Origin of the sequence: Novosphingobium sp. Chol11, assembly GCF_900218065.1 — a bacterium.
Taxonomy (GTDB): domain Bacteria; phylum Pseudomonadota; class Alphaproteobacteria; order Sphingomonadales; family Sphingomonadaceae; genus Sphingobium; species Sphingobium agri.
Window position 1 is genome coordinate 332,034 of record NZ_OBMU01000003.1, and the last position, 26,868, is coordinate 358,901.

The 26,868-nt window shown below is 63.2% G+C and carries 22 protein-coding genes; 9 read left to right on the top strand and 13 right to left on the bottom strand.

The features are described 5' to 3' along the window. Nucleotides 1–9: 9 nt before the first annotated feature. Entirely contained in the window at nt 10–1,098 is a 1,089-nt protein-coding gene (locus NCHOL11_RS16225; protein WP_097093682.1) for a DUF1214 domain-containing protein, read from the bottom strand. Between the two features lie 263 nt (nt 1,099–1,361). Beyond that, on the bottom strand, nt 1,362–1,847 hold the full coding sequence (locus NCHOL11_RS16230) for a nuclear transport factor 2 family protein (RefSeq protein ID WP_097093602.1): 486 nt from the start codon (nt 1,845–1,847) through the stop codon (nt 1,362–1,364). Nucleotides 1,848–2,256: 409 nt separating this feature from the next. On the opposite strand from NCHOL11_RS16230, the gene NCHOL11_RS16235 reads away from it, so the two are divergent. Continuing rightward, nucleotides 2,257–3,123: an OmpA family protein gene (locus NCHOL11_RS16235; protein WP_097093603.1), complete on the top strand. Its 867-nt coding sequence runs from the start codon at nt 2,257–2,259 to the stop codon at nt 3,121–3,123. A gap of 33 nt (nt 3,124–3,156) precedes the next feature. On the opposite strand, the gene NCHOL11_RS16240 is transcribed toward NCHOL11_RS16235, so the two are convergent. The 3 genes from NCHOL11_RS16240 to NCHOL11_RS16250 form a co-directional block, all read right to left on the bottom strand. After that, nucleotides 3,157–4,599 (bottom strand): efflux transporter outer membrane subunit, encoded by a 1,443-nt coding sequence (locus tag NCHOL11_RS16240; RefSeq protein ID WP_097093683.1) that lies wholly within the window; start codon nt 4,597–4,599, stop codon nt 3,157–3,159. Between the two features lie 8 nt (nt 4,600–4,607). Continuing rightward, a complete protein-coding gene (locus NCHOL11_RS16245) occupies nt 4,608–7,790 on the bottom strand; it encodes an efflux RND transporter permease subunit (protein ID WP_097093604.1) in 3,183 nt (1,060 codons plus the stop codon). 82 nt (nt 7,791–7,872) lie between these two features. Beyond that, complete coding sequence (locus NCHOL11_RS16250) at nt 7,873–9,120, bottom strand: efflux RND transporter periplasmic adaptor subunit (protein ID WP_097093605.1); 1,248 nt, start codon at nt 9,118–9,120, stop codon at nt 7,873–7,875. Nucleotides 9,121–9,231: 111 nt separating this feature from the next. Between NCHOL11_RS16250 and NCHOL11_RS16255 the strand changes: the two genes are divergently transcribed. Together NCHOL11_RS16255 and NCHOL11_RS16260 are read left to right on the top strand one after the other, a co-directional pair. Further along, nucleotides 9,232–9,858: a TetR/AcrR family transcriptional regulator gene (locus NCHOL11_RS16255; protein WP_097093684.1), complete on the top strand. Its 627-nt coding sequence runs from the start codon at nt 9,232–9,234 to the stop codon at nt 9,856–9,858. A gap of 89 nt (nt 9,859–9,947) precedes the next feature. Then, nucleotides 9,948–10,685, top strand: coding sequence for a dienelactone hydrolase family protein (locus NCHOL11_RS16260; protein ID WP_097093606.1), 738 nt, complete (start codon nt 9,948–9,950; stop codon nt 10,683–10,685). Nucleotides 10,686–10,704: 19 nt separating this feature from the next. Here the strand turns inward: NCHOL11_RS16260 and NCHOL11_RS16265 are convergent, their stop codons facing one another. Beyond that, nucleotides 10,705–10,905 (bottom strand): hypothetical protein, encoded by a 201-nt coding sequence (locus tag NCHOL11_RS16265; protein WP_141397896.1) that lies wholly within the window; start codon nt 10,903–10,905, stop codon nt 10,705–10,707. A 243-nt stretch (nt 10,906–11,148) separates the two neighbouring features. Between NCHOL11_RS16265 and NCHOL11_RS16270 the strand changes: the two genes are divergently transcribed. Next, the gene (locus NCHOL11_RS16270; RefSeq protein WP_097093608.1) at nt 11,149–12,762 is read left to right on the top strand and encodes a GMC family oxidoreductase; all 1,614 of its coding nucleotides are present in this window, start codon (nt 11,149–11,151) and stop codon (nt 12,760–12,762) included. 24 nt (nt 12,763–12,786) lie between these two features. Here the strand turns inward: NCHOL11_RS16270 and NCHOL11_RS16275 are convergent, their stop codons facing one another. The 6 genes from NCHOL11_RS16275 to NCHOL11_RS16300 form a co-directional block, all read right to left on the bottom strand. Continuing rightward, nucleotides 12,787–13,473, bottom strand: coding sequence for an MgtC/SapB family protein (locus NCHOL11_RS16275; protein WP_097093609.1), 687 nt, complete (start codon nt 13,471–13,473; stop codon nt 12,787–12,789). A gap of 66 nt (nt 13,474–13,539) precedes the next feature. Next, a complete protein-coding gene (locus tag NCHOL11_RS16280; RefSeq protein WP_097093610.1) occupies nt 13,540–14,148 on the bottom strand; it encodes a DUF4142 domain-containing protein in 609 nt (202 codons plus the stop codon). A 111-nt stretch (nt 14,149–14,259) separates the two neighbouring features. Further along, nucleotides 14,260–15,141: a helix-turn-helix transcriptional regulator gene (locus NCHOL11_RS16285; RefSeq protein WP_097093611.1), complete on the bottom strand. Its 882-nt coding sequence runs from the start codon at nt 15,139–15,141 to the stop codon at nt 14,260–14,262. A 91-nt stretch (nt 15,142–15,232) separates the two neighbouring features. Next, the gene (locus NCHOL11_RS16290) at nt 15,233–17,296 is read right to left on the bottom strand and encodes a pyrroloquinoline quinone-dependent dehydrogenase (RefSeq protein ID WP_097093612.1); all 2,064 of its coding nucleotides are present in this window, start codon (nt 17,294–17,296) and stop codon (nt 15,233–15,235) included. Between the two features lie 76 nt (nt 17,297–17,372). Continuing rightward, nucleotides 17,373–19,502 carry an oxidoreductase gene (locus tag NCHOL11_RS16295; protein ID WP_097093613.1) on the bottom strand — a complete coding sequence of 710 codons (2,130 nt, stop codon included), beginning with the start codon at nt 19,500–19,502 and terminating at the stop codon, nt 17,373–17,375. A gap of 42 nt (nt 19,503–19,544) precedes the next feature. After that, nucleotides 19,545–19,988, bottom strand: a complete 444-nt coding sequence (locus tag NCHOL11_RS16300; RefSeq protein WP_141397897.1) for a hypothetical protein — start codon at nt 19,986–19,988, stop codon at nt 19,545–19,547. A gap of 203 nt (nt 19,989–20,191) precedes the next feature. Here NCHOL11_RS16300 and NCHOL11_RS16305 point away from each other — a divergent pair, with 203 nt between their 5' ends. Both NCHOL11_RS16305 and NCHOL11_RS16310 read left to right on the top strand, forming a co-directional pair. Further along, entirely contained in the window at nt 20,192–20,887 is a 696-nt protein-coding gene (locus NCHOL11_RS16305) for a TetR/AcrR family transcriptional regulator C-terminal domain-containing protein (RefSeq protein WP_141397898.1), read from the top strand. Nucleotides 20,888–20,989: 102 nt separating this feature from the next. Next, entirely contained in the window at nt 20,990–22,051 is a 1,062-nt protein-coding gene (locus NCHOL11_RS16310) for a hypothetical protein (RefSeq protein WP_097093616.1), read from the top strand. A 24-nt stretch (nt 22,052–22,075) separates the two neighbouring features. Here NCHOL11_RS16310 and NCHOL11_RS16315 read toward each other — a convergent pair whose 3' ends face one another. Next, on the bottom strand, nt 22,076–22,972 hold the full coding sequence (locus NCHOL11_RS16315) for a LysR family transcriptional regulator (RefSeq protein WP_097093617.1): 897 nt from the start codon (nt 22,970–22,972) through the stop codon (nt 22,076–22,078). A gap of 103 nt (nt 22,973–23,075) precedes the next feature. On the opposite strand from NCHOL11_RS16315, the gene NCHOL11_RS16320 reads away from it, so the two are divergent. From NCHOL11_RS16320 to NCHOL11_RS16330, 3 genes are read left to right on the top strand one after another with little or no spacing between them, the layout of a single operon-like run. Next, the gene (locus NCHOL11_RS16320) at nt 23,076–24,572 is read left to right on the top strand and encodes a CoA-acylating methylmalonate-semialdehyde dehydrogenase (RefSeq protein ID WP_097093618.1); all 1,497 of its coding nucleotides are present in this window, start codon (nt 23,076–23,078) and stop codon (nt 24,570–24,572) included. A 47-nt stretch (nt 24,573–24,619) separates the two neighbouring features. Beyond that, on the top strand, nt 24,620–25,765 hold the full coding sequence (locus NCHOL11_RS16325) for an acyl-CoA dehydrogenase family protein (RefSeq protein WP_097093619.1): 1,146 nt from the start codon (nt 24,620–24,622) through the stop codon (nt 25,763–25,765). Between the two features lie 11 nt (nt 25,766–25,776). Beyond that, complete coding sequence (locus NCHOL11_RS16330; protein ID WP_097093685.1) at nt 25,777–26,835, top strand: enoyl-CoA hydratase/isomerase family protein; 1,059 nt, start codon at nt 25,777–25,779, stop codon at nt 26,833–26,835. Nucleotides 26,836–26,868: the final 33 nt, after the last annotated feature.

Genomic DNA, 26,868 nt, shown 5'->3' on the forward strand with positions numbered 1-26,868 from the left:
GTCATGAACTTATCGCCTGAGGTCGCTCAGCTTCACGACCTTTGCCGTCGGCAAGGGATGATTGGTCGCTCCCGCCCAGCGAAGCAGTGCCGTTCCTTCCTCATGCCCGGCAGTGTCGAGCCAGTTGCCAAAGCCCGGATCCTGCGCAGCGACGACCATGATGAGGCGTCCGTTCGGCTCCAGACGCGCGCTGCTCTGGTTCACCGTGACTTTGAGGAAACGATAGTCGAGCGATTCCATCCACCAATTGTCGATCTGGAAATTCCAGTAATAGCAGTCCGGCGGCGTGACTTCGATCACCCAGGCTTCATCGGGTGCGAGTTTCCAATAGGCATGAGCATAAAAGATATCCTTGGCCCCGCCGCCCTTCTGGAACATCGATTGGTCGATGTCGGGAAACTGATTAGGCGTCTCGCGGAACAGCTTCGACCAGTCGATGAAGGTGCTGACGATGCCACGGATGAACGCGGTCGTTTCCTTCAGCCCCGCGCCCAGCGCAGTAGCGTCGAGCGGTGCGGGCGTCGCGGGGCCATCGATGCGTTCGATCCTGAATTCGCCGGGTTTCTCCCTGGTACGGTCCAGATAGCTTTGCCGGACGATGATCATGCTCGCATCGGGCTCCAGTCGCAGCCAGTTCTTCGGCTGGGGCGTCGTGCTGGCGATGATCTCGGCGACGCCATTCTCATCCCATATGATCTCGCTGTCGACGAGCGCGCCCGTCGCCTTGTTCGTGCCATCCTCATGATAGCGGAAGGCGTTGGCGACGATCGAAAGGTAAGCCATCGTGCCGCGCTTCACCGTCAGCCGATAGTCGAACCGGCCGTCGATCCGGGCATTCCAATAGACATTGTCGGGATTGTCCGCGCCAATTTTCCCGGTCGTATGGCTGAGCTGGTAGAAGAAGGGAAAGCTGGTATCGCGCGCCTCCACATGCTGCTCCAGCCCTAGGCGCAGGAGGCGTGTGAGGTAGCGGTAGCCCTCCGCCCGGTCGAGCGGCGAGGCGGGATTGCAGGGATCGAGGACAAGGTCCCCCAGGTCCGCCAGTTCGTTGCAAAAGGCGCGCCACGCATGGCCGTTTGTCACCGGATCGTCGCTCATCATGTCTCTCCTTTTTATGGCGACGATTCTAGCAGCCGCCTTGGCGCTACCGCTTCCCAGATGGGAGGTTGGCCAAGAGTTTCTGCTGCATCTAGTCAATTTGTAGGTGTCCCGGATGCTCGCCGTGGCCGCACTCTCTCCCACGCAATACAGAAGGAGAGCCAGGATGAATGTAGCCGACATGCCCGTGGCATCTTTAAGCACAGTCAGAGCACAAGCCGCGAGGTTGGCTGTTCTCCTTGGGGAGTGAAGGCGGCGCTGCGCTATTCTGACAGCGGCCGCGCGCCATTTGCGCGCGTCGGCTGGATGATGCCGAAGTCGCGTCCGTGACGGGACAGGTCGCCGATCAGGTCATTGCCCATGGTCCGTTCGACAATGCGCCACCGCCCGTCGATCTTTTCCAGCCGGTCGAGATAGTCGCCGCCGATGACCGGCTGAAGCGGGCCGCCATCCGCCTGTTGGAAGACCATGACGTAGGAACTGACTTTCGCCCTCCCCTCGCCTTCAAGCACGATCATCACATTGGCCAGCATGTGGCGCGTACGCGGCGATCCGTCGGCATAGGTCAGCACCCAGTCGCGAAATGACTTTGCCACCGCTGCGGCATCGCGGTCCGCCATGATCGCGCCACCACTGCGCACCACGGCATCGCCCAGCAATTCACCCACCGCATCGAAATCACCGGCATCGAGCGCAAAGGGATAGCTGAACAGCACATTCTGAATGGCGAAATAATCGTCGGCGGTCATCGTCTCTCCTTAACGGCCGTTGAGAGGGCCCATACCCCCACTTATGCGGGTGGCGAGCGGCATTATTCCCTGCCAGCTTCGTGGCGACCACCCACAAATGGACTAAGCCCGACATGATGAGTGCGCGAACGCCCTGAACGCATCAAGCGCATGTCGACGCGCATCCATCCGGCGCACGAGACGCTCCAATGGCCGAACATGTAAGGGCAAGAATAGGCTGTTCATGTAAGAGAAAGGTTGGCAAGAACAGGCAAGGCGCACGTGGCGCTATTTCTGGCGCCATGCGGCATATCTTGTGAAGTAATGGAGGGGGTTCTGACAGCTGAATACGCCATCACGCGATCGGCGGTCGGACGAAAAGCTGCAATGAAGCAGGCCCGACTGTCCGGATCTTAAAAGGAGTAGCGTGATGACTGTCTTTTCAAAGGGATATAATTGTCTCTTAATGCTGACCCTGCTTGGCGGGGTGTCTTCGGCCAGCCTGGCGCAGACCCAGGAACAGCCTGCGGCGGATGTCTCGGCGACCGCCTATGTTCCTTCGGCCGAGGCCGTCAAGGGCCCCGAGGTCAAGGGAATCATCTCCGCGCGCAGCGGTGACAGGATGCAGGTGACGGCGGAAGACGGCACCAAGTCGGTGATCACCATCAACGACGCGACGAAGATCAGCGCCGTCAAGGGCTTCCTGGGCCTTGGTCGCGCGCGGCTGGCTGCAACCTCGCTGCTGAACGGCGTGCCGGTGACCGTCCAGACGCTTCAGTCGGGCGATGGCCTGGTGGCGAGCGCGATCAAGCTTCAGAACAAGGATCTGAAGACCGCGTCGATGATCTACAACGGCACGGACCAGCGCTTCGCCGAGCAGACCGCAGCCACCGATGCGCTGCGCGGACGCATGAGCGAGATCGACCAGTATAATGTCAAAGCCACGACCAACGTGAATTTCGACACTGGCAAGGCCGTGCTGTCGCCGCAGGCGAAGAATGACCTGTGCGCAGCGGCGAGTACCGCCGAGGGCATGAACAATGCCCTGCTGCTGGTCGTTGGCTACACCGATTCCGTGGGTGACGAGGAATATAACCAGGAGCTTAGCGAGAAGCGTGCTGGCCGGGTCGTCAACTATCTGCAGCAGGCCTGCAAGTGGAAGCCCTACCGCATGCTGACGCCGACCGGCATGTCCGAAGCCGATCCGGTCGCGAGCAACGATACGCCTGAAGGCAAGGCCCAGAATCGCCGCGTTGCGGTGAACATTCTGGTCAGCAAGGGTCTGGACGGCCTATAAGATGTGCGGGGTGGGCTGCGGCCCACCCCCTCATCACTGGACGCTGCTGGCCGCTTGAGCCACCTGAGCCGCATCCGTCTGCCAACCGCCGCCCAGCGCCCGGAACAGGTCGATCTGGCTGGCGGCAACCTGCGCATCGGCATTGGCAAGGTCAGCCTCCGCTCCGGCCAGAGTCCGCTCCGCATCGAGGACGGTGAGCGAGTCCGCCCGTCCTTCGCGAAGCTGCGCCCGGCTGATCCGCGCCGCAACGCGCGCCTGCTCTACCGCAGATTGCAGTGCCTGCCGCTGTTCCAGCCTGTGCGCATAGGCAGACAGCGCCGTTTCCGTTTCCTGAAGCGCCTTCAACACCGCCCCGTCGAAAGTCGCGAGCGCCGATCGGGTGGCCGCTTCCGCCTGCGCCACGCGCGCGCGGCCTCCTTCCATATTGGGGAAGGCCCAGCTGAGCAGTGGCCCGGCAAGCCAGCGCAGCGGTCCGGCCCCGAACATGTCGCTTATCGTGTTGCTGGTCGATCCGATCGACCCGCCCAGGGTGATGCGCGGATACAGATCAGCCGTTGCCACGCCGATCCGGGCGGTCTCAGCCGCAAGTCTGCGCTCCGCCTCCCGCACGTCCGGCCGCCGGGCAAGTAGCGCGCGGCCATCCCCGACCGGAATGGGGCGATCCAGTCTGAGGGTGACCGCGCGCTGGCCGACCTCGGGGGGGAGGTCAGCCGGCGCTCTTCCGGTGAGGAGGGCCAACCGGAACAGCGCTGCGTCGCGCTGGGCGCGAAGGGGTGGAATGGTCGCCTGCTGCTGGCTCCGCAGCGCAGTCACGCGCGCGACGTCGAGGCGGCTGGTGCGCCCGGCGGCGAAGCGCTTGGCGCTGAGATCGACGGTGCGATCGAGCAGGTCCAGCGTGCGCTCTGCCACCGCGATCCGCTCGGCCGCCGACGATGCGTCGGCATAGGCCCTGACCGTCTCGGCAACCACGGTGACGCGCACGGCATCGGCGGCGGCGACAGCGGCACCCACATCGGCGCGTGACGCTTCGAGCGCGCGGCGAACGCGGCCGAACAGATCGACCTCATAATTGACGTTCAGGCCCGCATCGATGCGCCAGTCTTCCGCTGGCAAGCCGGGCGCCCGCTGGAGCGCGGAGGTGCGGCCATAGGTAGGCTGTGCCGAAACGGTGGTCTGGGGCAGCAATTGCGTGCGGCTTTCCCGCAGCGACGCCTGCGCTCGTTCCAGATTGGCGATCGCTACCCGCAGGTCGGTATTGGCGGCCAGGGCGTTGCCGACGAGGCCGTCAAGCACCGGGTCCTGATACAGGCGCCACCAGCCGTCCTGCGGCGCATCAGGCGTGGTGATCGCGGGGCGTGCGGCGACGAACTGGCCCTGCGCGCTGGCCCCCGGCTGCGGACGGACATAGTCTGGCCCCGCAGCACAGGCGGCGAGCGTCAGGGAGGCTGCGCCGATCAGCAGATATCGTGTCGTCATCATTTTTCTCATTCCGCTGGGCCCAGCACGGGCACCGCATGACGTGGCCCCTTCCGCTCCCGCCAACGCTGCATCCGTTCCGACAGCGCGCGGGTGACCACGTAGAAGGCTGGTGTGAAGACAAGGCCGAAGAAGGTGACGCCGAGCATGCCGGAGAAGACCGCCGTTCCCAGCGCCTGCCGCAACTCCGCACCGGGACCGCTTGCGATGACGAGCGGCACAACGCCAAGGATGAAGGCGAAGCTGGTCATCAGGATCGGCCGCAGCCGGTTTTGCGCCGCGCGAACCACGGCGTCGATCGGACCCATGCCTTCTTCTTCCGCCTGCTTGGCGAACTCGACGATCAGGATCGCATTTTTGGCGGCGAGGCCGATCAACACGACAAGCCCGATCTGCGTCAGGATATTATTGTCCATGCCGCGCAGATTGACCCCGATCATGGCAGCGAGCAGCGTCATCGGCACGATCAGGATGATCGCCAGCGGCAGCATCAGGCTTTCAAACTGCGCCGCCAGCACCAGGAAGACGAAGAGCGTTGCCGCGGCGAACACCAGTATCGCCGCATTGCCCGCCACCTTCTGAAGATAGGCGACCTCCGTCCATTCGGTGGTGACCCCGGTCGGAAGCTTGGCCGCCAGACGCTCCATCGCCGCCATCGCCTGACCCGAGGAATGGCCGGGCGCGACATCGCCCTCCACATCGATCGCGGGATAGAGATTGTAGCGAACGGCGCGATAGGGGCCCGTCTTGTCATGCAGGGTGGCGACGGCGCCCACCGGCACCATCTCGCCCGAGGCCGAGCGCGTCTTCAGCTGCGCGACGTCGCCCGCATCATCCCGGAACGGCAGGTCGGCCTGCGCGATCACGCGATAGGTGCGGCCGAGCAGGTTGAAGTCGTTCACATAAGCCGAGCCCAGATAGACCTGCATCGCTTCGAACACGCGGGCGGGCGACACGCCGATCATGTCCGCCTTGGCACGATCGACATCGGCGAAGATGCGGGGAGCCGACGCCTCGAACTTCGTATGCACGAAGAAGAGGTTGGGGTCCTTGTTCGCTTCGGCGAGCAGCCCGCCGATGATCTTGTTCAGTTCCGCATAGCCGCGCCCGGAACGGTCCTGGATCATCATCTTGAAGCCGCCGCCGGTGCTGATGCCGCGGATCAGCGGCGGCGGGATGACGAATACCCGGCCTTCATTGACTTGCGCCGCGATCTTGCGCGCCTCGGCCATGATGGACTGTTCTGTCCAGCCATGCTTGCCGCGCTCTTCAAAGCTGTCGAAGACGAGGAAGGCCGCTGCGGCGTTGGGGGCGACGGTGCCGCTCGGCGCATGATAGCCGGTCAGCATGACGGTTCCCTTGACGCCGGGGATCTTGCCCATCTTGGCCGCTGTTTCGCGCAGCACCTTGTCGGTCTGGGCGAGCGACGTGCCGGACGGCGTGAACACCGCCGTCACGGCGTAGCCCTGGTCCTGCGCGGGCACGAACCCTGCCGGGGTGGACATGAACACCAGCGCGGTCAGGCCGACCAGCCCGACATAGATGAGCAGCACCAGCTTCAACCGCCCCAGCATCGCGCGGGTGACGGCGGCATACCAATGGCTTAGGCGATCGAAGGCGGCGTTGAACCGCTTGCCCCCGCGATAGGCCATGCGCTTCCACCGGCCTTCGGGCTCATCCTCCGCCTTCGGACGCAGCAGCAAGGCGGCGAGCGCGGGCGACAAGGTCAGCGACAGGATGAGCGAGATGATCGTCGCCGCCGAGATGGTGACGGCGAACTGGCGGTAGAATTCACCCGTCAGGCCCGTCAGGAACATCGTCGGGATGAACACCGCGCACAGCACCAGCACGATCGCGACCAGCGCGGTCGACACTTCGTCCATCGACCGATGCGACGCCTCGCGCGGGGTCATGCCATGTTCCAGATTGCGCTCGACATTTTCGACCACGACGATGGCGTCGTCGACGACGATGCCGATGGCGAGCACCAGCCCGAACAGCGACAGGTTGTTGAGCGAATAGCCAAGTCCCGCCAGCACCGCGAAGGTGCCGACCAGCGACACTGGGATGGCAAGCACGGGAATGATCGCAGCGCGCCAGCTTTGCAGGAAGACGAGGATGACGATGACGACCAGCACCACCGCCTCCAGCAGCGTGTGCTGAACCGCGCTCACCGATTCCCGGATGAAGTCGGTGGGATTGTAGATGACGCGATATTCCATGCCCGCAGGGAATTTGGCGGACATCGTCTTCAGCTCGGCAAGTACGGCGTCCGCCGAGGCCAGGGCATTGCTGCCCGGACGCTGGAAGATGCCGATGCCGACCGAAGGCTGGCCGGACAAATAGGTGTTGATGCCGTAATCCTCCGCGCCAAGCTCCACGCGGGCAACGTCGGACAGACGGGTCAGGCGGCCTTCGCCATCGCTCTTGATGACGATGTTGGCGAACTGATCGGGCGCGGTGAAGCGGCCCTGCGTTTCCAGGTTCACCTCATAGGCGGGCGCGCTGCTTTCCGGCGGCTTGCCGATGGCGCCGGCGGCGACCTGCACATTCTGGGACCGAAGCGCCTCGACAATCTCGCCCGCCGTCATGTTGCGCGCGGCCGCCCGGCCGGGATCGATCCACACGCGCATCGCATAGTCGCGCGCGCCGAAGATGCGAACCTCACCCACGCCGTCGATGCGCGCCAGGCGGTCCTTCATCTGGGTCAGCGCATAGTTGGAGAGGTAAGCGCGATCGAGCGTGTTGCCGGGCGAGACCAGGTTGGCGACCAGCAGGAAGTCCGGCGTCGTCTTGCGTGTCACGACGCCCTGCCGCCGCACATCCTCGGGCAGCCGGGGTTCGGCGAGCGCCACCCGGTTCTGCACCAGCACCTGCGCTTCATCCAGGTCGGTGCCCTGCTTGAAGGTGACGGTGATGGTCAGCCGTCCGTCGCCGGTCGATTGGCTCGACATGTAGAGCATGTCGTCGACGCCATTGATTTCCTGCTCCAGCGGCGCGGCCACGGTGTCGGCGATCGTTTCCGACGACGCGCCGGGATAGTTGGCGCTGACCGTGACCGTGGGGGGCACGACGTCGGGATATTGCGCGACGGGCAAGCCGAAATAGGCAAGCGCGCCGACGATGGTGATGATCACCGCGATGACGCCAGCGAAGATCGGCCGTTTGATGAAGACGTGGCTGAGACGCATGATCTCTTCCCTTATTCCCTTTCCCGGGCAGGGGCCGCCGTGGCGCCGTTAAGGCGCTGCGGCTCCCATGCCGGCCCTATGGTCAGTCGGCCAGCGTGGCCTGCGACGCGACCGGCGCGGAAACCGGTTCGCTGGTCGATGACGGTGCTGCTTCGATACGCCCCGCGACGGGTTTGACCTTCGCGCCGGGCTGGATGAACTGGCTGCCTTGGATGACTACCTGATCGGATGGCGACAGGCCCGACCGGATGACCCGCAGGCCATTGGCGAGCGCGCCGATTTGGACCGGCTTGGCCGTGGTGCTGCCATCCTTGTTGACGACATATACCAGCTTGCGCGCCTGATCGGTCATGACGGCCCCATCCGGGACCAGCAACGCGCGATGCGGCGCGCCAGAGCCCAGGCGCATATTGCCGAACATGCCGGGCACCAGGAAGGATTCAGGATTGGAAACGACCGCCCTGCCCCGGATGGTGCCCGATCCGCGATCGATCGCATTGTCGGTGAAGTCGACCCTGCCCTTCCATTTGTAGCCGGTTTCGTCCTGGAGCCGGATCTCCACCTGCTGGCTCGCATCCGCCTGGCGGCGATGCTTCAGGTAGAGCGCTTCGGAACCATTAAAGGAGAAGTAGATCGGGTCGAGCGCGTTGATCGTCGTCAGCACCGTTGCGCCAGCGGCCGTATCACCCGCCACCAGATTGCCGACATCCACCTGCCGGTCGGAAATCCGCCCGGTGATCGGCGCGCGAATATAGGCGAACTCGACATTGAGGCGGCGCGCCCGTACGCCGGCCTGGGCGGCGGCAAGCTGCGCCTGCGCCGATCGCACCCGGGCGCGAAGGGAATCGACTTCCTCCGCGCTGACGGCTTCGTCAGCGATCAGCCGCGTGGCACGGCCAAGCTCAGCCCGGGCAAGCCCCAATGCGGTCGATGCACTGGCGACCTGTGCCTGCGATTCCTGCAACGCGGCTGTGAAGGGTCGCGGGTCAATGGTGAAGAGCAGCTGCCCCTTCTTCACCACATCGCCATCGCGAAAGTGAATGCCGACAAGCTGGCCTGAGACGCGCGGGCGGACCTCCACTGCCTTGCTTGCCTCGAACCGGCCGACATAATCGTCCCAATCGACGACCATCCGGGACAGAGGCGTGGCCACGGTGACCACCGCCGGAGGCGGTGCGGCGGGTGCGGGCGTGCCGTTCCACCAGCTCATGCCCGCCCATATGGCGAGCACCCCCGCCGCCGGAAGCAGAAGGTAGGCAGGCTTCCAACGCCGTCCTTCAGGCGCATCCTGTTGGATTTCCGAGTCGGCTTTGACTTTGGAAAGATACATCGTCTGCCCCACACTTATCTTACGGTTATGTTACTGACCGGTACGTCTCTTGCGCGGTACGTACCGATCTGTTACATGGCCGTCAAGCGAGAGGATGCGGAATTTTTGTTTATGGGCCTGACATTTGGTTCCGATTGCGGCTGCGCGGAAGGAACGCCAAAGAAAACAGCAGCTTCGAAGATATTCGAGACCGCCAAGGACCTCTTCTACAGGCGCGGAATCAGGGCCGTGGGGGTGGATGAGATCGTCTGCGAGGCAGGCGTCACCAAACCCAGCCTGTACCGCGCATACCGGTCAAAGGACGAACTTGTCGCCGCCTGCCTGCGGGAAGATGTGGAGGCGGGCCGGGCGAGTATTTACGCGGCGCTGGACGCGGCCGGTCCGGACCCGCGCGATCGGTTGGACGCCGTTATCCGGCACAAGGCGGAAAAGATGCGCCGGGCCGATTTTCGCGGCTGCCTGATCAGCAATGTCGCGGTCGAACTGCCCGAGCCCGGTCATCCGGGCCGCCTGATCGTGGAAAGCTGCAAGTCCGATTTCCGTGCGCTGTTTTGCGACCTTAGCCGGGATCTGGGCGTGGCCGAGCCGGAGAAGCTGGCTGACGGGCTGATCCTCGTCATCGAGGGCGCGATGGCGACGCATCATGTCTTCGGCAGCCAGGGTCCGGCACAGGCGCTGGAAGACACCTGCGCGGCGTTGATCGACTTCCATCTGGAACATGCGCGGGCCAAGGCCTGAAGGCCGCATTACACGCCATTGGGCTGCATTGAGGCGGGATCGATTTCCTACCCACAAGGTTGAGCCTGCAAACCGCTTGGGAGACGCGCATGAACTCGATCGCCGCTGGCCAACCGCATGTCTATCGCGACGGCGATGTCGAATTGATCGGCGAAATCTACTGCCCTTCGGGTCAGCCTAATGGCAGGGCGATGCTGGTCGTCCATGAAGCAGATGGAATCGGCGGCAATGTCCGGCGTCATTGCGCCATGCTCGCAGAGGACGGCTATTTCGTGCTGGCGGCGGACATGCATGGCGGCGGCCATGTGCTGCAAGGCGAGGCGATGTTCGCGGCTCTTCAGCGGTTCAAGGACGATCCTCCGCTGCTGCGGCAACGAGTGCGGTCGGGGTTTGACGAGCTGCTCGCGATCTCCGGCGTGGATGCTACGCAATGCGCGGCGATCGGCTTCTGCTTTGGCGGATTTACCGTGCTGGAACTGGCGCGGTCGGGTGCGCCGGTCGCCGCTGTCGGCAGCTTCCACGGCCTCTTGACGACGAACGCACCGGCACGCCCTGATCAGAAGATGGCGCGGATAGCTGTATTCACCGGTGATCGTGACCCGCTCGTGCCGCCGGAAGATGTGGCCGCTTTCGAGGAAGAGATGCGGCATGCGGAGGCGGACTGGCAGCTGACGAACTACGGCCCAGCCTTCCACAGCTTCACCAATGAAGATGTCGATTCGCTCGGCGACCCCCGCATGCGCTATGATCGCGCCGCGCATATCCTGTCATGGAAGGCGCTGAAGGACTTTCTGGGCGTCAGTCTCGCGCCTTCCTTGCCGGGATGAACGGCCCAAATCCTGGCGGTTATTGGTAGCCGCCTTCGTCCTTGCGCTTTTGAGCGGCATTCTCCTGCGCTTGCATCTGCTTGTCCTTGCCCTTCGAAGCGGACTGCGATCCGCGCGCGTTGTTGCCGCCGCCGCGTCCCGTGCCCGTGCTTCCGCTGGCGCCATCGCCGCCCTTCTTCGTGATCGCCCCTGGATTACCGCCTGCACCTTTTTGAGCCATGAGAACCTCCTTGCCAGCGCGCATGATGCGCCAGGTCTACAAGCGACTCCTTTCATGGGGGCCGGGTTCCGCCGATCGAAACAGCCGCCATCTCAGGTTAGGAAATGGCGTCGTCTAAGAGGGCATGCATCCTCCTTTACGGCAACCGAACAGTTGAGTACCACTCCTCCACAAGAGGCATGAGCATCGAGAGGAAGAGACGCTCCTCCGCTGCATCAATGCCCGGCGGGAGAGACGTGGCCAGTGGCGCGAAAGCATTTTGACATCATCATCGTCGGCGCCGGGTCAGCCGGTTGCGTTTTGGCCAATCGCCTGACGGATGGCACGGGATTGCACGTGCTGCTGCTGGAGGCTGGCCCTGTCGATCGCAGCCCCCTGATCCATATGCCCGGCTTCTTCACCGCCATGTACCGGCCCGGCAAGTTCGCCTGGGTCTATCCCACCGCCCCGCAGGCCCATGTCGATGGCCGGGTCATGCGCGATGTGCGCGGCAAGGTGCTGGGCGGGTCAAGCTCCACCAACGGCATGCTTTACTGCCGTGGCGCGGCGCAGGACTATGATGGTTGGGCCGCGATGGGGAATGATGGCTGGAGCTATCGGGAGGTGCTGCCCTACTTCAAGCGCGCGGAAGATCATGCATGCGGGGAGGACGCCTATCATGGCACGGGAGGACCTCTGCATGTGCAGCGGTCGCCAGTGAACAATCCGCTGGCAAAGGCCTTCATTCAGGCGGGGGTACAGGCGGGCTATCCCTATAATGAAGATATAAACGGGGCGCGCAGGGAAGGCTTCGGGCCTGCCGAGTCCACGATCTGGCGGGGGCGGCGCTGGAGTACGGCGTCGGCCTATCTCCGTCCTGCCCGCCATCGGCCGAACCTGACGGTGATGACGGGTGCGCACGTCACCCGCATCATATTGGAGAAGCAAAGGGCCACCGGCATCGAACTGCGGCAAGGCAGGAACCGGCATCGCTTCGCGGCGGGCGAAGTGATCCTGTCCGCCGGTGCGTTCCAGTCTCCACATCTGCTTCTGCTTTCCGGCATCGGCGATGGCAACCAACTGGCCTCCCACGGCATTCCCGCTCATGCGGACCTGAAGGGCGTGGGCCGCAATCTGCACGATCATGCCAGCATCACTGCCCACGCGACCTGCACCGCGCCCTTGTCGCAAGCTAGGCTGCTGAGCCCGCTTTATGCCGGAAAAGAGTTGATGCGCGGGGTCTTTGGGCGACGAGGGTTCATGGCGGAATGTTCGATTGAGGCGGTTGGCATGATCCGATCGCTGCCGGAACAGGCGGTGCCGGACATCAAATATCAGTTCGTCCCCATCAGGCTCGATCATATGACGGGCGATCCTTTGCCCGAACATGGCATGGTCAACCGGATGGAGCTTACCGTGCCGGAAAGCCGGGGCGAGTTGCGCCTCGCCTCCACAGATCCGTCGGCCTTGCCGATCCTGGACGCAAATTATCTGGGGGAAAAAGGGGACAGGAAGCGTTTGCGTGCGGCCTTGCGTACGGCGATCGAGATTTACCGCCAGCCAGCCTTCCAGGAATTTGGCGTGAAAGCAGACATTCCCGTTCGCGACTTGGACGATGATACGGCGCTCGACGCTTATATCCGCGCGACCCTGACCAACGATCATCATGCTGCCGGAACGTGCAAGATGGGCAGCGGGGATGACGCGGTCGTGGACGCCACCCTGCGGGTGCACGGGACCGAGAAACTGCGCGTCGTGGACGCTTCCATCATGCCTCAGGTGGTTTCCGGCAACACCAATGCGCCGACGATCATGATTGCCGAGAAGGCTTCCGACATGATCCTGGGGAGAGCCCCTTTGCCCGCCGCTCCAGTCTAGCTGACAGGATCGATAACCATTGGATTATGTCCCATGGGGCACATAGTCGAAGCCCACGACATGCGCATCTCGCCTCAGCGCGCTGGTCAGGAGCTCCATCTTCTCCTCATTATCACCCGCGACCGTCGTGCTGAATTCCAGATAATCATCCTTCAGCTGCTGCCGTATCGAACTGGGATGCAGATGAGCGTCGGCGAGAAGAGAGCGGAACGCCGTCTGCGAAACCGGCGAACCACGATCATAGCGCACCTTGACGAGGGCATGGCGGCGCTGCGGCAGGAAGCGGTCGGATATGGTCACCGCCGTCAGGACGAGCAAAGTCGCCACTGTTCCCCCGATGGCGAGGCTGTAAAAGCCGACGCCGAACAGCACGCCTAGCGAGGATGTCGACCATAGCGATGCAGCGGTGGTGAGGCCCCGGACGTTGAACCCTTCGCGAAATATCACGCCGCCACACAGAAAGCCGATACCGGTCAGCACGCCATGCGCCATCCGCACGGGATCGATCCGGATGATATCGTCCGGCGTGTCGCTGAGCCACCGAACCTGGTGCACAGCCGCCAGCATCAGCAACGCGCAGGACAGGCTGACCAGAATATGCGTGCGAAAACCGGCAGGGCTGGCGCGATATTCCCGCTCGGCGCCAACGATACCACCGGCGACGATAGCGCCAAGGATTGGCAGAGCAAGGTCGAGGTCGAACAGGTTCATTTTATGCGTTCAGGACAAGGCAGAGACCGGAACAGCGGCTCCGTGCAGGCTGCCGCTGCCGGACCGTTATTTATCGGTCTTCGCCTCCAGATCACGCGCCATCTTCAAATGGCCTTCAACAACCGGCGCGATCTCGCCCGCTACCGCCTTCAACGCAGCATGCGTGCCGCCGGATGCGTAGGATCGCATCAGCGCCAGCGCATCCTCATGCGCATCCACCTGCCCATCGACATATTCCTCGTCGAAGGCCGCGCCCTTCTTTTGCCGCAGCTCGTCCAGCTCTTCTTTCTGATCAGCCGTCAGCGCCGGGTCGGGCGTCACGGTCGGGCGTGACTTGCCAGCAGCAGCCTTGATCTTCGCGGTAGAGTCCGAATGCGCCTTGATCATCTGCTGCGCGAACGCCTTGACCTCGGGCGACGCGGCATTGGTCGCAGCCAGTTTCGCAGCGGCGATTTCGAACGCATCGCTCTTGGCGGCAAGGTTCACGAATTCCTGCGCGTTCGGCGCTGGTTTCAAGGAGTTAAGCGCATTGTCGGCCACATTTTCAATACGATCGCCCGCGCGCTCTGCTGTATTCGAAGCGGAGTCCAATGCGTCGGCGGTGCGTTGTTCACTCGCCTGATTACAGGCCGCGAGCGTGAGCCCGGCGCCGACGATCATCAATGTGATGCGCATTTTTCATCTCCCTGTATTTCAAGACCGCAAACGCGCCTTTGATGAAGCCGTTCCTTGGACTTGCTCGCACATGAGCAGGCAGATCGCCGGTGCGCCGCCAGCACGGGAGTGTCAGGCGATAATCTGTTGCCGGTATTTGTTGGGGCTGGTCCCCGCCTCACGCCTGAACGCGGCGGAAAAGGCGCTTGCGTTGGCAAAGCCCAGACGGTGAGCAATCCCCTTCAGCGGCAGCGTCCGGTCGGCAAGCATCGCCTTTGCGCGTTCCAGCCGAATGCCTTCGACATAGGTGCTGACGGACGTCCCCATAGTTGCCCTGAACAGGCGGCGCAGATGGGGGGCGCTGATGCCGCATTCCTCGGCCAGTCGGCACACGGTCAGTGGACGGCCCTCGACGGTTTCGACAAGATCGCGGATGCGGCGCAGTTGCCATGCGGCAAGCTTGCCCTTTCCGCCTCCGCCTGCATCGGGACCCGCGCTGTCGAGTTGCCGCGCCAGTTCCACCAGGATCAACCGGCACAAGGAATCCACCTTCACGGCATGGGAAAAGCCCGGCGTGCGAAGCTCATCCGCCAGCAACCTCAAAGCCTGTTGAGACACATCGCCATTTTCGCACGCCATCAACTGCTCAGTGCAATGATGTGGATCTATGCCGGTGGTCTCGTGAATATAGTCATTTTCAAAGTCGCAGAAGATCGCGGGCTTTAGCGGCCCTGACTCCTCGACTTCGGCGACCCAGTCGATTTCGGCAGGGACGAACGTCGCCTGCTTCATTTCATGATAATCGCGCTGGTTGGCGTAACGGAAACGCCCGCGTGGCCGGTGGATGCTCGACGTCCAAAGCCCCACCTGATGAGTTGCTACGCGCCCGGCCAAATGGTGCGGCAGATGCCCGCCATGAGGAAGGTTGAGCCGGACGAGCACACCGGGAAGGCGCGATGTCGCAAGCCGTTCCTCCGTCCAGCTGACATAATCGTGCACTGCCGCGCTCTCCATCCGCCGCGCCTTATGCGGGCTGAGTCTTTCCCCTCTCTTATTGGAAAGACGCGGCGGCGGCGACAAGATTGATCAGCCGCCGCCGGGCAGGTCATTTGGGCAAGGCGTAGGCGACCACTGAGTCCCCAAGCTTGGTGCCAAGGAATTTGTGCCCGCCCGCAGCGATCACCACATATTGGCGGCCATCCTTTTTCAGGCGGTAGGTCATGGGCGTAGCCTGTCCCCCGGCAGGAAGGCGAACGCGCCAGACGACCTTGCCTGAGGCAATGTCATAGGCCCGCAGATAATTGTCCGTAGTCGCGCCAAGGAAGACCAGCCCCGAAGCCGTGGCGATACTGCCGCCAAGGTTCGGCACGCCAAGCTTCAACCACATGGGCGGCGGCGCCTGGTCGCGCGTGGTGCCGAGCGGTACATTCCAGAGCGTCTTGCCTGCTTTCAAATCGATCGCGGTCAGGCGGCCCCAGGGCGGCCGGTTGCATGGCGCACCGAATGGCGACAGCATCGGCTTCATCTGCAGACCGTAGGGCGCACCCTTGGTGGGAAGGATGGGCTCGCCGGCGGCGGTGCGGGACGCGATCTCTGCCTGCGGGATCAGCTTCATGATCGCGCCGACTTGCGTCGTATTGGCGATCAGGATACCGCGCTGCGGATCGATCGTCACCCCGCCCCAGTTGGAAGCGCCCTCGAAGCTTGGCCACTGCAGCCACCCTCTTGTCGAGGGAGGCGTGAAGACGCCCTTATAGTTCACCGATCGGAACAGTTCCCGGCACTTATATTTGTCATAGGGGGTGAAGCCCCACATATCCTCTTCGCGCAAATCCGGGTCACGAATGATGAACGCGGGATTGGCGGGGAATGGCTGGGTGGCCGACAGCTTTTCGCCCGGCACCTTGCCCTCTTGCGGGACGGGCCGTTCGACCACGGGGAAGATCGGCTTGCCGGTGCGCCGGTCGAGAATGAAGATATGCCCGACCTTCGTGGTCTGCGCGAGCGCGGGGATGGACCCCTTGCGCGTGGGCAAGTCGAACAGCACCGGCTGCGCGGGAAGATCATAGTCCCACACATCGTTATGGACCGTCTGGAACCGCCATTTGACTTCGCCGGTCGTTCCGTCAAGCGCCACGACCGAACTTGCATAATAGTCCAGGCCACGCCGGTTGGCGGCATAATGGTCGGGCGGTGCGTTGCCCATCGGCACATAGACGAGGTTCAGCTTCGGATCGACCGCCATCGGTGCCCAGCTATTGGGCGTGCGCCGGACGAACTGCTCACCCTCGGGCGCATCCTTGGCATCGCTCATCCCCGGCGGCAGGCCGTTCCATGACCATAAGGGCTTGCCGGAATGGATGTCGAAGGCACGGATTGCACCCGCGGGCATGTCGACCCGCATATTGTCGGTAAGTCGGCCATTCACAACAATGGCATTGCCGATGACGACGGGCGGCGAAGAGATGGACAGGTCGCCCCGCTCCATCTTGCCAAGGCCCGGTTTCAGATCGACCACGGCGTTGCGGCCGAAGGAGCGGCACTCGCGGCCCGTGGCGGAATCGAGCGCCACCAGCCGCCCGTCCAGCGTCCCGGCGAAGATCCGCCCCGCGCATTCCGCACCGGCTGGCACGCTTTCGTCACGGGCATAGGTGACGCCACGGCAGTTCAGCAGATAGGTGCTGAAATTGTCCGAGCTTGGCTGCTTGGCCCAGATTTCCTTGCCCGTCTCCGGGTCCACCGCAGCGATGCGGCCGTTACCCGAGCAGAGATACAGCCGGTTTTCCGCGATGATCGGCGTCGCCTGGAATGTCGGGGAAAGCGGCTCAGGGGCCGTCACCATCCCGATATGATAGGTCCATGCAGGCTTCAGCGCCCAGACATTTTCAGGCGTAATCTGGGTCAGCGGTGAATAGCGCGTCCCGCCCGCATCCCCGCCATAATAGCTCCAGCCCGCCGTCGGCCCGCTATAGTCGATCGCGGGAGTCGGCCGGAACAGGTTCTCACTATAGGCCCAATATGCGCCGCCCAGGACGGCAATGGCGCCAGCACCGATCAGGACAGCGCGGCGCCAGCCACGGCGGCCCTTCTTCCCCCGCGTCCCATTGCCGCCGCCCGCCGCCGCAGGCTCCACATCCTGAAAGGAAAGGCGTGTATCAGTCCGGTTCATATGGCCTCGATCATCGACATTTCCGGACCGCAGCGCACATTCCCCCGCTGGTTCCGCATGAATATGGGCCGGGCATTCACCCGGCTATTGCGTCCACCGCCTCCGCCGCGCCGCGCATCGCCCCTTCGATATAACCAACCCCCTTGGCATCGCCGACGACGTGAACGGCAAAGCCCTGTCCCTGCAATTGGTTGGCGAGCGTCAGGTCCCCCGTTGCGCCCTTCGCGACAATCACATGATCGGCAGCGGCCGACTGCTCCACCCCATCCTTGTCCATGAAGCGGACGGCATCCCGCTCGATCCGGATTGCGCTCGATCCGGGATGGAGATCAACGCCATGCTCCTTCAGTTCCGCGAGCAACCGCATCCGGCGGACGATCGTCAGACCGGCGCCAAGGCGCGGGGCATCATCGACCACGACCACCTCGCGGCCACGTTCATTCAGGAACTCTGCCAGTTCAAGGCCGACCAGTTCTCCACCGATAATGACTATCCGCTTGCCCAGCGGCATCCATTGGTGCGTCGCCTTGCGCACGAAATCGAGGTTGGCGGTTATGCCCGTCATGGAGCCGAGCTTCGTCGCGGCCCGCGTCAGCAGCCCGGTCTTGCGCTTGAGTTCGTCGGAACTTTGGCCAAGCACCATTCGGCGCATGTCATCGCCCGAGAACACATGGGGCATATCATTGCCCGGTATGTCCGGCATCCCGCGCACCGCGCCCGTCGCGACCACGACCGCGTCAGGCTGAAGCGTACGCAGAAGCTCTGGCGTCGCGGGGGTGCGCAGCCGCACATCGACCTGCGAAGACGCGATCTGCCGTTGCAGCCAGTCAAGCAACCGCTCATTTGCCGGATAGGCAAGGGCCGCGAAGCGCAACGTGCCGCCCAGATATTCGCCCTGTTCAAGCAGGATGACCTGATGCCCCAGGCCATCCAGCCTGCGCGCGGCTTCCATGCCGCCCGGCCCGCCGCCAATGACCACTATCCGTTTGGGCGCGGATGATGGCGCGTCCGAACGCAGATATTCAAATCCCGTTTCCGGATTGACCGCGCAGCGCAGCGGATCGCAGACATAGATGGCGCTGATGCAGGTATAGCAATAGATGCAGGGCAAGACATCTGCCGCCCGGCCTTCCGTCAGCTTGCGCGGCAAGTGCGGATCAGCCAGCAACTTGCGGCCCATTGAAACAAAGTCGATCTGACGGCTGGCAATCGCCTTGTCGCCGACCTCGGGCTCGATCCGGCCGGATGCGATGACGGGAATGGTGACCGCAGCCTTGATCTGCGCCGCATAGGGAAGGTTCACGGCGGGTTCGTGGGGCGTGTGCGATCCTGAGTGCAGCTTTCCCTGCGCCGTGTCGTGATAGGCGGTCACCGTGATCGCGTCGGCGCCTGCGGCTTCCGCCATGCGGGCGACCTGCGCGGCGTCTTCGATCGTCAGGCCGCCCTTTTTCCCGACCTCGCGAGAGTCCAGCTTGCACCAGACGGGGAAGTCAGGACCTACAGCCTGCCGAACGGCCTGAATGACATCGACCAGGATGCGGACGCGGTTCTCCAGCGGCCCGCCATAGCCATCCGTCCGCCGGTTCGATTTCGGCGAGATGAAGGACGACAGGAGATATCCATGCCCACCATGAATTTCCACGCCATCGAACCCGGCGCGCTTCGCCCGGTCTGCGGCGGCGGCGAACTGGCCGACGACCGTCTGGATGTCTTCAAGCGTCATTTCCTTGAAGCTGACAGCCTGGATCTTGCTGAACGGCGCGACGGCGAGTTCTTCGAGCAGGAACGCCTCTGTAAAGTCGCCTTCGGGTGCTTCAGGCAGCGACGGGCACCAGACCGGTCGGCCACCCAGCATATCCTCCATCGCGACAAGGCCGCCATGATGGATTTGCGGCGCGATCTTCGCGCCATGCTTGTGGACCGCTTCCACGAGCGCCGTCAGGCCCGGCAGGAAGCGATCGTCGGAAATCGCGATCTGGTTGACCTGATTGCCTCCGACCGGCCACGCCACACCGGCAACGCCCGTTATGATGAGCCCGACGCCGCCCTTCGCCTGCTCCTCATGATAACGAATGATCCGCTCGCCGCAGTGGCCATCGGCTTCGGCAAGGCTCGCCCCCATGGCCGTCACGGCGATCCGGTTGCGCAATTCCATGCCGCCGATCCGGCCGGGGGAAAGAAGATGTTGCAAAGAATTGGAAGCCATTGAAGTCGTCGCCTGTCTGGAGAAAGTCCTAATGTACGTCGTTCATATCTGTTGAGGATCGGGCGAGATCGGCTCCATCTCATCCCAGATGGGGCCGGTCAGCGTCCGGAACAGCGCTTCGTCCGAATACATCCGCTCTCCGGTCAGCCCCTGTTCTCCAAAGACCAGGATCGCCATGATGCGATGCCAGCTGAGCTCTGTTTCCCCGATCAACCTGATCTGGATATCATATTCCTGCACTACGCCCTGCGGGCCAACGGACTCACTGATCACATGGTAGTTCGCGATACGCGGCTGCACGTCATCGATGAAATGGCGGTAGAGGCGGCGCGTCTTTTCGTATCCCGTAAAGCTTCGGCCGACAGGAAAATATTGGTAGGTCGGCTCGCCCTCCATCGTCGCCAGGATCGCATCGAGGTCCTGCCCGCTTTCCGTCAGCGCATGCCGGCTCGCCACTCCAATGAGATGGACCAGGCTTGTCCCCACCGGATTTTCTCCCCTGCCTCTCCAACAGCCTTATACCATGCCCGCTCTCGGCCGCCGATGCCTACCGCATGCTCTGGCGCGTCATCAGCCCCAATTTATGTCGCGAAGCGCGCATAATCGTCCGGATCGATCATCCTTCGCCAGCTTCCTTGACCCATCGCATCGGATCGACGCCTGATGCTTCCATCGTTATGGGTCGGCCGATGAGCAGCGAAAATCTTGAATCTTCCCCTGTCGAGGCGGAAGGGCCGCCACCTGCTGCCCGCTCTGTCGGACGGCCGCGGCGATTGACCTTGGCGCAGATTCTGGACGCCGCGATCGAGATGGGGCTGGATGGCCTGAGGATCGCGGCGCTCGCCGATCGGCTCGGCGTCCGCCCGGCGGTGCTCTACACCTATGTCACCGGGCGAAAGGAACTGGTCCGGCTCGCGGCGCAGCGCGCTTCGGGGGCCGCCACCTTCCCTGAGGACGAAGGCCAATCCTGGCGCGAATATGCCACCCAATATGCACAAGCGCTCCACAAGCTGGTGGAGGAGGGGCAGCTTGTCTCCACCCTCGTCAGCGGCAATCTGGGGCCTGCGGTCGAAATCGACAGTTCGGAACAATGGCTGCAAGTCATGCTGGCGCGCGGGTTCGACCTGCCGGAAGCGCTCGACCTGTTACGCTCCATCGACCTGATCGTGCTGGGCGGCGCGTTCCTCTCTTCCTACGCCCGCGCGGTGGCAGGCGGCGAAGCGGAATATCGCGACGCCGTGCGCGCTTCGATCGATCAGCGTTCGGCGGAAGATGTGCCGGTCATCGCCGCGCATCCTGACCGTTATGCCGACACTGCCCTCCCCCGCTGGCGCACCACATTGGCACTGGTGCTCGACGGAGTGGCGGCGCGACGCGGCGAATAGTCGAACATCTTTTCGGAAATTATTGCAGGCTGGGCGACGATGGGATATTCCCACCTTCGACCCTGCCGTTCACGTGGGGAAATCGATCGCTGGAGAGAGCATATGCCTGCCGATGTCGCTTCCACTTTCCTGCCCGTCGCGCCGCCCAGGATCGTCGACGATCTCTACACCGAAGACCAGCATCAGCGAGTCTTGGATGTCATTCGCCGCGAAGGCCCCTGGTCCCTCATTCTCGCGCAATATTTCTCTTCGCCCGAAGAAGTGATCGCGACCTCCACCGGCTCCATTCCGGAAGGGTTCACGCCGACCTGGGACATGTTCATGAACCCGGTGTTTCGCGGCTACATCGCCGACAACGGCGTCAATCGCTTTCCCGAACTCGACGACTGCTTCTACAACAAGAAGTTCCTGGACATGGCGCGCAGCTATTGGAACACGCCCTATGTCGAATGCGACCAGCTGATGTTCAACATTCAGGGTCCAAGCTCGGCAGGCGGTTCACCGCATGTCGATGGCACGCAGTTTCGCGGCCTGTACGAAGTCAACTGCCCGATCTGGCTGCTGAACATCATGGCGAAGTCCGGCCTCTTCAAACGCTGGCAGGCGAAGAAGGCGCAGGTCATCGCCTGGTATTATCAGGGTTCGATCGGCGGCGGATTCCACTATTGGCCGAACGGGCCGCAAAATGACCCTGCCTGCCTGGAAGCGCCGATGTGGGGACGCGGCGTCGTCGTGGAAAATGAGATGATGTTCCACACCGCGCAGGGCTGCGGCCCGGTGGATCAGCGCAAACCGGCGGGCCTCGCGATCAATTCGACCATGTCGGCTGATCCTGATGTGGCTGGCGGCTGGCGGATCATGACCGGCGACGATGTGGTGGCGAAGATCCCGGAGCAGGAGTTCCGCCTGCTCCTTCACTGGAACGCCCAGGTTTACACTGACCTTAACGACCTGCGGATTTCGCGCGACCATACAGACGACATCACGACAGACATGGCGTTCGAGATTTTCGTGAAGGACCTTCGGGCGCGCGGCGAAATCTTCGAGATGCCGAGCGATCCGCTGCATGACACCAATTTCATCGGCCTGCTGACCCGCGTCTATGATGTCGGCAAGCCCAAGGGCGTACCGCAGGACCCGGTCGAACCGCGTCTGGTCGCCTGACCTCGCTACCTCCGCCGGGGTGCTTCAACTGACTGAAGCGCCCCGGCCCAGCAGTGCTTCCGATCGTTCTCGCAGCATGTCGGACACCGCCAAGATGCGGGCGAGCTTCGCCATTTCCGGGTGCGTCACCAGCCAGAAGGAGCGTGCAATCTCCACCTCCTCCGGGAAAAGGCGCACCAGCGTCTCATCATCGGCCACGATGAAATCCGGCAGCACGCCGATGCCTGCGCCGTCCAGGATCAGTTGGCGCTGCATGCCGATGCTGCTGGACCTTAGCGAGGCTTCCAACCCCGCTTGCACCTCGTCCAGATAATCCAGTTCCGGCGAATAGAGGAACTCGGGGACATAGCCGATCAGCATATGCTCATGCAGCTGTTCCCGGGCTGCCGGAGCGCCGCGCGCCGCGAGATAGGCGGGCGAGGCATAGAGATGCAGCGTGTAATCAGCGAGCTTGCGCACCGCCAGATGCCCGCGCTGCGGCCGCGCCAGCATCACCGCCATGTCCGCCTCCCGCTTTGACGGATTAAGGAAACCGGAAGCGGTGATGACGTCCAGCCGGATGCCGGGATGACGCGCATGAAAGCCGGGAATCGCAGGCGCCAATATCCATCGGCCAAAGCCTTCCGCCACGGACAAGCGCACCTGTCCGTTCAGACTGTGCCGTTCCCCCTTCACATCGACGATGGCCGACATTGCCGCGCTCTCGATGCTTTCTGCATGGCGGAGCAAGGCCGCACCATGCTCCGTCAGCGCCCTTTCCGCCCCCGTCTGCTCGAACAATTGCGCATCGAGCGCCTGTGACAGGCGCGACAATCGGCGGGAAATCGTCGTCGCATCAATGCCGAGCATCCGCGCCGCCGGAGCCACTCGCTTCAACCGCGCGACCGTCAGGAATATCCGCAAATCGTCCCAATCGAACATCAACCGCACCCATGCAAAAATGCAGATCAACTCTGCAATAAAGGGGAATTGAATGCATTATCGCCTTTCGGCATGATAAGGCAAATCTCATCGAGAGGATGCCATGCGCGATATTTCCCACAAGCTCGCCTTTGCCCATGACGGCGAAGCTGCGCGTTACAGTGATGTGTTCAATCCCAATGACGGGCAGGTTCAGGCCCGCGTCGCCCTGGGCGACCGTGCGCTGCTCGACCGGGCGGTCGAAGCGGCGAAGGCGGCGCAGCCTGCCTGGGCAGCGGTCAATCCGCAGCGGCGCGCCCGCGTCATGTTCAACTTCAAGGCGCTGGTCGAAAAGAACATGGACGAACTCGCCCATCTGCTCTCGTCCGAACATGGCAAGGTGATCGCCGATTCCAGGGGCGACATTCAGCGCGGCCTGGAAGTCATCGAATTTTGCTGCGGCATCCCCCATGCGCTGAAGGGCGAATATACCCAGGGCGCGGGCCCCGGCATCGATGTCTATTCCATGCGCCAGCCGATCGGCATCGGCGCTGGCATCACGCCGTTCAACTTCCCGGCGATGATCCCGCTGTGGATGTCGGGCGTCGCGATCGCCACCGGCAACGCCTTCATCCTGAAGCCATCCGAGCGCGATCCGTCCGTCCCCGTGCGCCTTGGCGAACTCTTTCTGGAAGCTGGCCTGCCCGAGGGCATTTTCCAGGTCATCCAGGGGGACAAGGAAATGGTCGACGCCATCCTTGACCACCCGGATATCGGCGCGATCAGCTTCGTCGGATCGTCCGACATCGCCCACTATGTCTACAAGCGCGGCGTCGACAACGGCAAGCGCGTGCAGGCAATGGGCGGCGCGAAGAACCACGGCATCGTCATGCCGGACGCCGATCTCGACCAGGTCGTCAACGATCTGTCCGGTGCGGCCTTTGGTTCGGCTGGCGAACGCTGCATGGCGCTGCCCGTCGTCGTGCCGGTGGGTGAAAAGACCGCGCTTGCCCTGCGCGAAAAGCTGATCCCCGCGATCCAGGCGCTGCGCGTCGGCGTTTCGACCGATCCCGAAGCCCATTATGGTCCGGTGATCAACGCCGCGCACAAGGCGAAGATCGAAGACTATATCCAGATGGGCGTCGATGAAGGGGCTGAACTGGTCGTCGATGGCCGTGGCTTCACGCTGCAGGGGCATGAGCAGGGCTTCTTCGTCGGCCCGACGCTGTTCGACCAAGTAAAGCCCACGATGCGCACCTACCAAGAAGAAATCTTCGGCCCCGTGCTGCAAATGGTGCGCGCCGAAAGCTTCGAGGACGCGCTCGCCCTGCCCAGCCAGCATCAATATGGCAATGGCGTCGCCATCTTCACCCGCAACGGCCATGCCGCGCGCGAATTCGCCGCGCGGGTGAATGTCGGCATGGTCGGCATCAACGTGCCGATCCCGGTGCCGGTCGCCTACCACACATTCGGCGGCTGGAAGCGGTCGGCCTTTGGCGACACCAACCAGCATGGCATGGAAGGCGTCAAATTCTGGACCAAGGTGAAGACCATCACCCAGCGTTGGCCCGATGGCGGCGCGTCCGGCGACAGCGCCTTCGTCATCCCCACCATGGGGTGACAGCCGCGAGGGGAGAGCGCATGCTCTCCCATCACTCCACAGGATGCATGATGACCCAGTTCGACCTTACCGACGACCAACGCCAGATCCAGGACATGGCGCGGCGCTTCACCGCCGACGCGATCACGCCCCATGCGGCTGAATGGGATGAAAGCCATATCTTCCCGCGCGACACGATCCGCGCGGCGGCAGAGCTTGGCTTCGGCGGCATCTATGTGTCGGAAGAATCCGGCGGCATTGGCCTTGGGCGGCTGGAATCCGCGCTCATCATGGAAGCCATGGCCTATGGCTGTCCATCGACCAGCGCGTTCATATCGATCCACAACATGGCCGCCTGGATGATCGACCGCTTCGGCGCGCAGCCGGTCAAAGACAAATATCTGCCCTCTATGGTGCCGATGGATCGGATGGGCAGCTATTGCCTGACCGAAGCGGGATCAGGTTCGGACGCGGCGGCGCTCAAGACGCGCGCCGTGAAGGACGGCAGCGACTATCTCGTCACCGGTTCCAAGCAATTCATTTCCGGCGGCGGTGAAAACGACATCTATGTCACCATGGTCCGCACGGGCGAGGACGGGCCCAAGGGCATCAGTTGCCTCGTCATCGAAAAGGACATGCCGGGCGTCAGCTTCGGCGCGCAGGAGCGCAAGCTTGGCTGGCATTCGCAGCCTACCGCGCAGGTCAATTTCGACAATGTCCGCGTGCCTGCTGAAAATCTCGTCGGCGCCGAAGGGGAAGGTTTCCGGATCGCGATGATGGGGCTTGATGGCGGGCGGCTCAACATCGGCGCCTGCTCGCTGGGCGGGGCGCAGCGCTGCCTGGACGAAGCCATCGCCTACACCAAGGACCGCAAGCAGTTCGGGCAGGCCATCGCCGACTTCCAGAACACGCAATTCACCCTGGCCGACATGGAGACGGAGCTTCAAGCCGCGCGCGCGCTGCTCTACATGGCGGCGGTCAAGGTGACGGAAAACGCGCCCGACAAGACCCGCTTCGCCGCCATGGCCAAGCGTCTCGCCACCGACGCCGGGTCCGCCATCGCCGACCGCGCGCTGCAACTGCATGGCGGCTACGGCTATCTGATGGACTATCCGGTCGAACGCTTCTGGCGCGACCTGCGGGTGCATTCGATCCTGGAAGGCACGAACCAAGTGATGCGCATGATCGTCGCGCGCGATCTGCTGCGTCAGTGAAGGGGCCGACCATGACTGACCAACTGCTGATATCGGCAAGCAACGGAGTCGGGCGCATCCGCCTCAATCGCCCCCGAGCCCTCCATGCGCTGACGCTGGAGATGTGCGATGCGATCAATGCCGCGCTTCTCGAATGGCGCAGCGATCCGGCCATCAAGGCGGTGATGATCGACCATGCCGAGGGGCGCGGCTTCTGCGCCGGCGGCGACATCGCCCTCATCGCCAGCAGCGCCAAGGCTGACGGGGTCGAAGCGGAGCATTTCTTCCGTCACGAATATCGGATGAACCATCTGCTGTTCACCTATGAAAAGCCGATCGTCGCCTTCATCGACGGCATCGTGATGGGTGGGGGCGTCGGCCTGTCGCTCCCCTGCCGCTATCGCGTCGCGACCGAGCGGACGACCTTCGCCATGCCCGAAACCGGCATCGGCCTTTTCCCTGACGTGGGCGGCGGATGGTTCCTCCCCCGCCTTCCCGGCCGGATCGGCACATGGCTCGCCGTCACAGGCGCGCGGATCAATGGAGCGGACTGCACCGCGATTGGCATCGCCACCCAATATATCGCTTCGGACAAGCTGGATGCCATCAAGGAAGCCATCCTCGACCGTCCAGATGATCTGGCCGCCATTCTCGACCAAGCGAACGAGACCGCGCCCGCATCCTCGCTGACGGAGCAACGGGCCGACATCGATCGCCTCTTCGCCGCCGACAGGATCGAAGACATCATGGCCGCCCTGCGCGACGATGGGTCCGACTGGGCGCAACAGCAGCTGGCAACGATCGCCACCAAGTCGCCGCAAACCGTGAAGGTCGCCCTGCGCCAACTGCGCGAGGGCGCGGCCTTCACCGATTTCGCCGACAATATGCGCAACGAATATCGCATCGCCTGCCGGGTCATCCGCCGCCCCGACTTCATCGAGGGTGTGCGCGCGGTGATCGTCGATAAGGACAATGCGCCCAAGTGGAATCCGGCCACGGCGCAAGAGGTGGATGACGCCGTGATCGACAGCTTTTTCGCGCCCCTGCCCGCTGACAAGGAATGGACGCCGCTGCCCGAAACGCAACGGTGATGACGCTGTGCATCAAGATAAGGACGAAGCAGG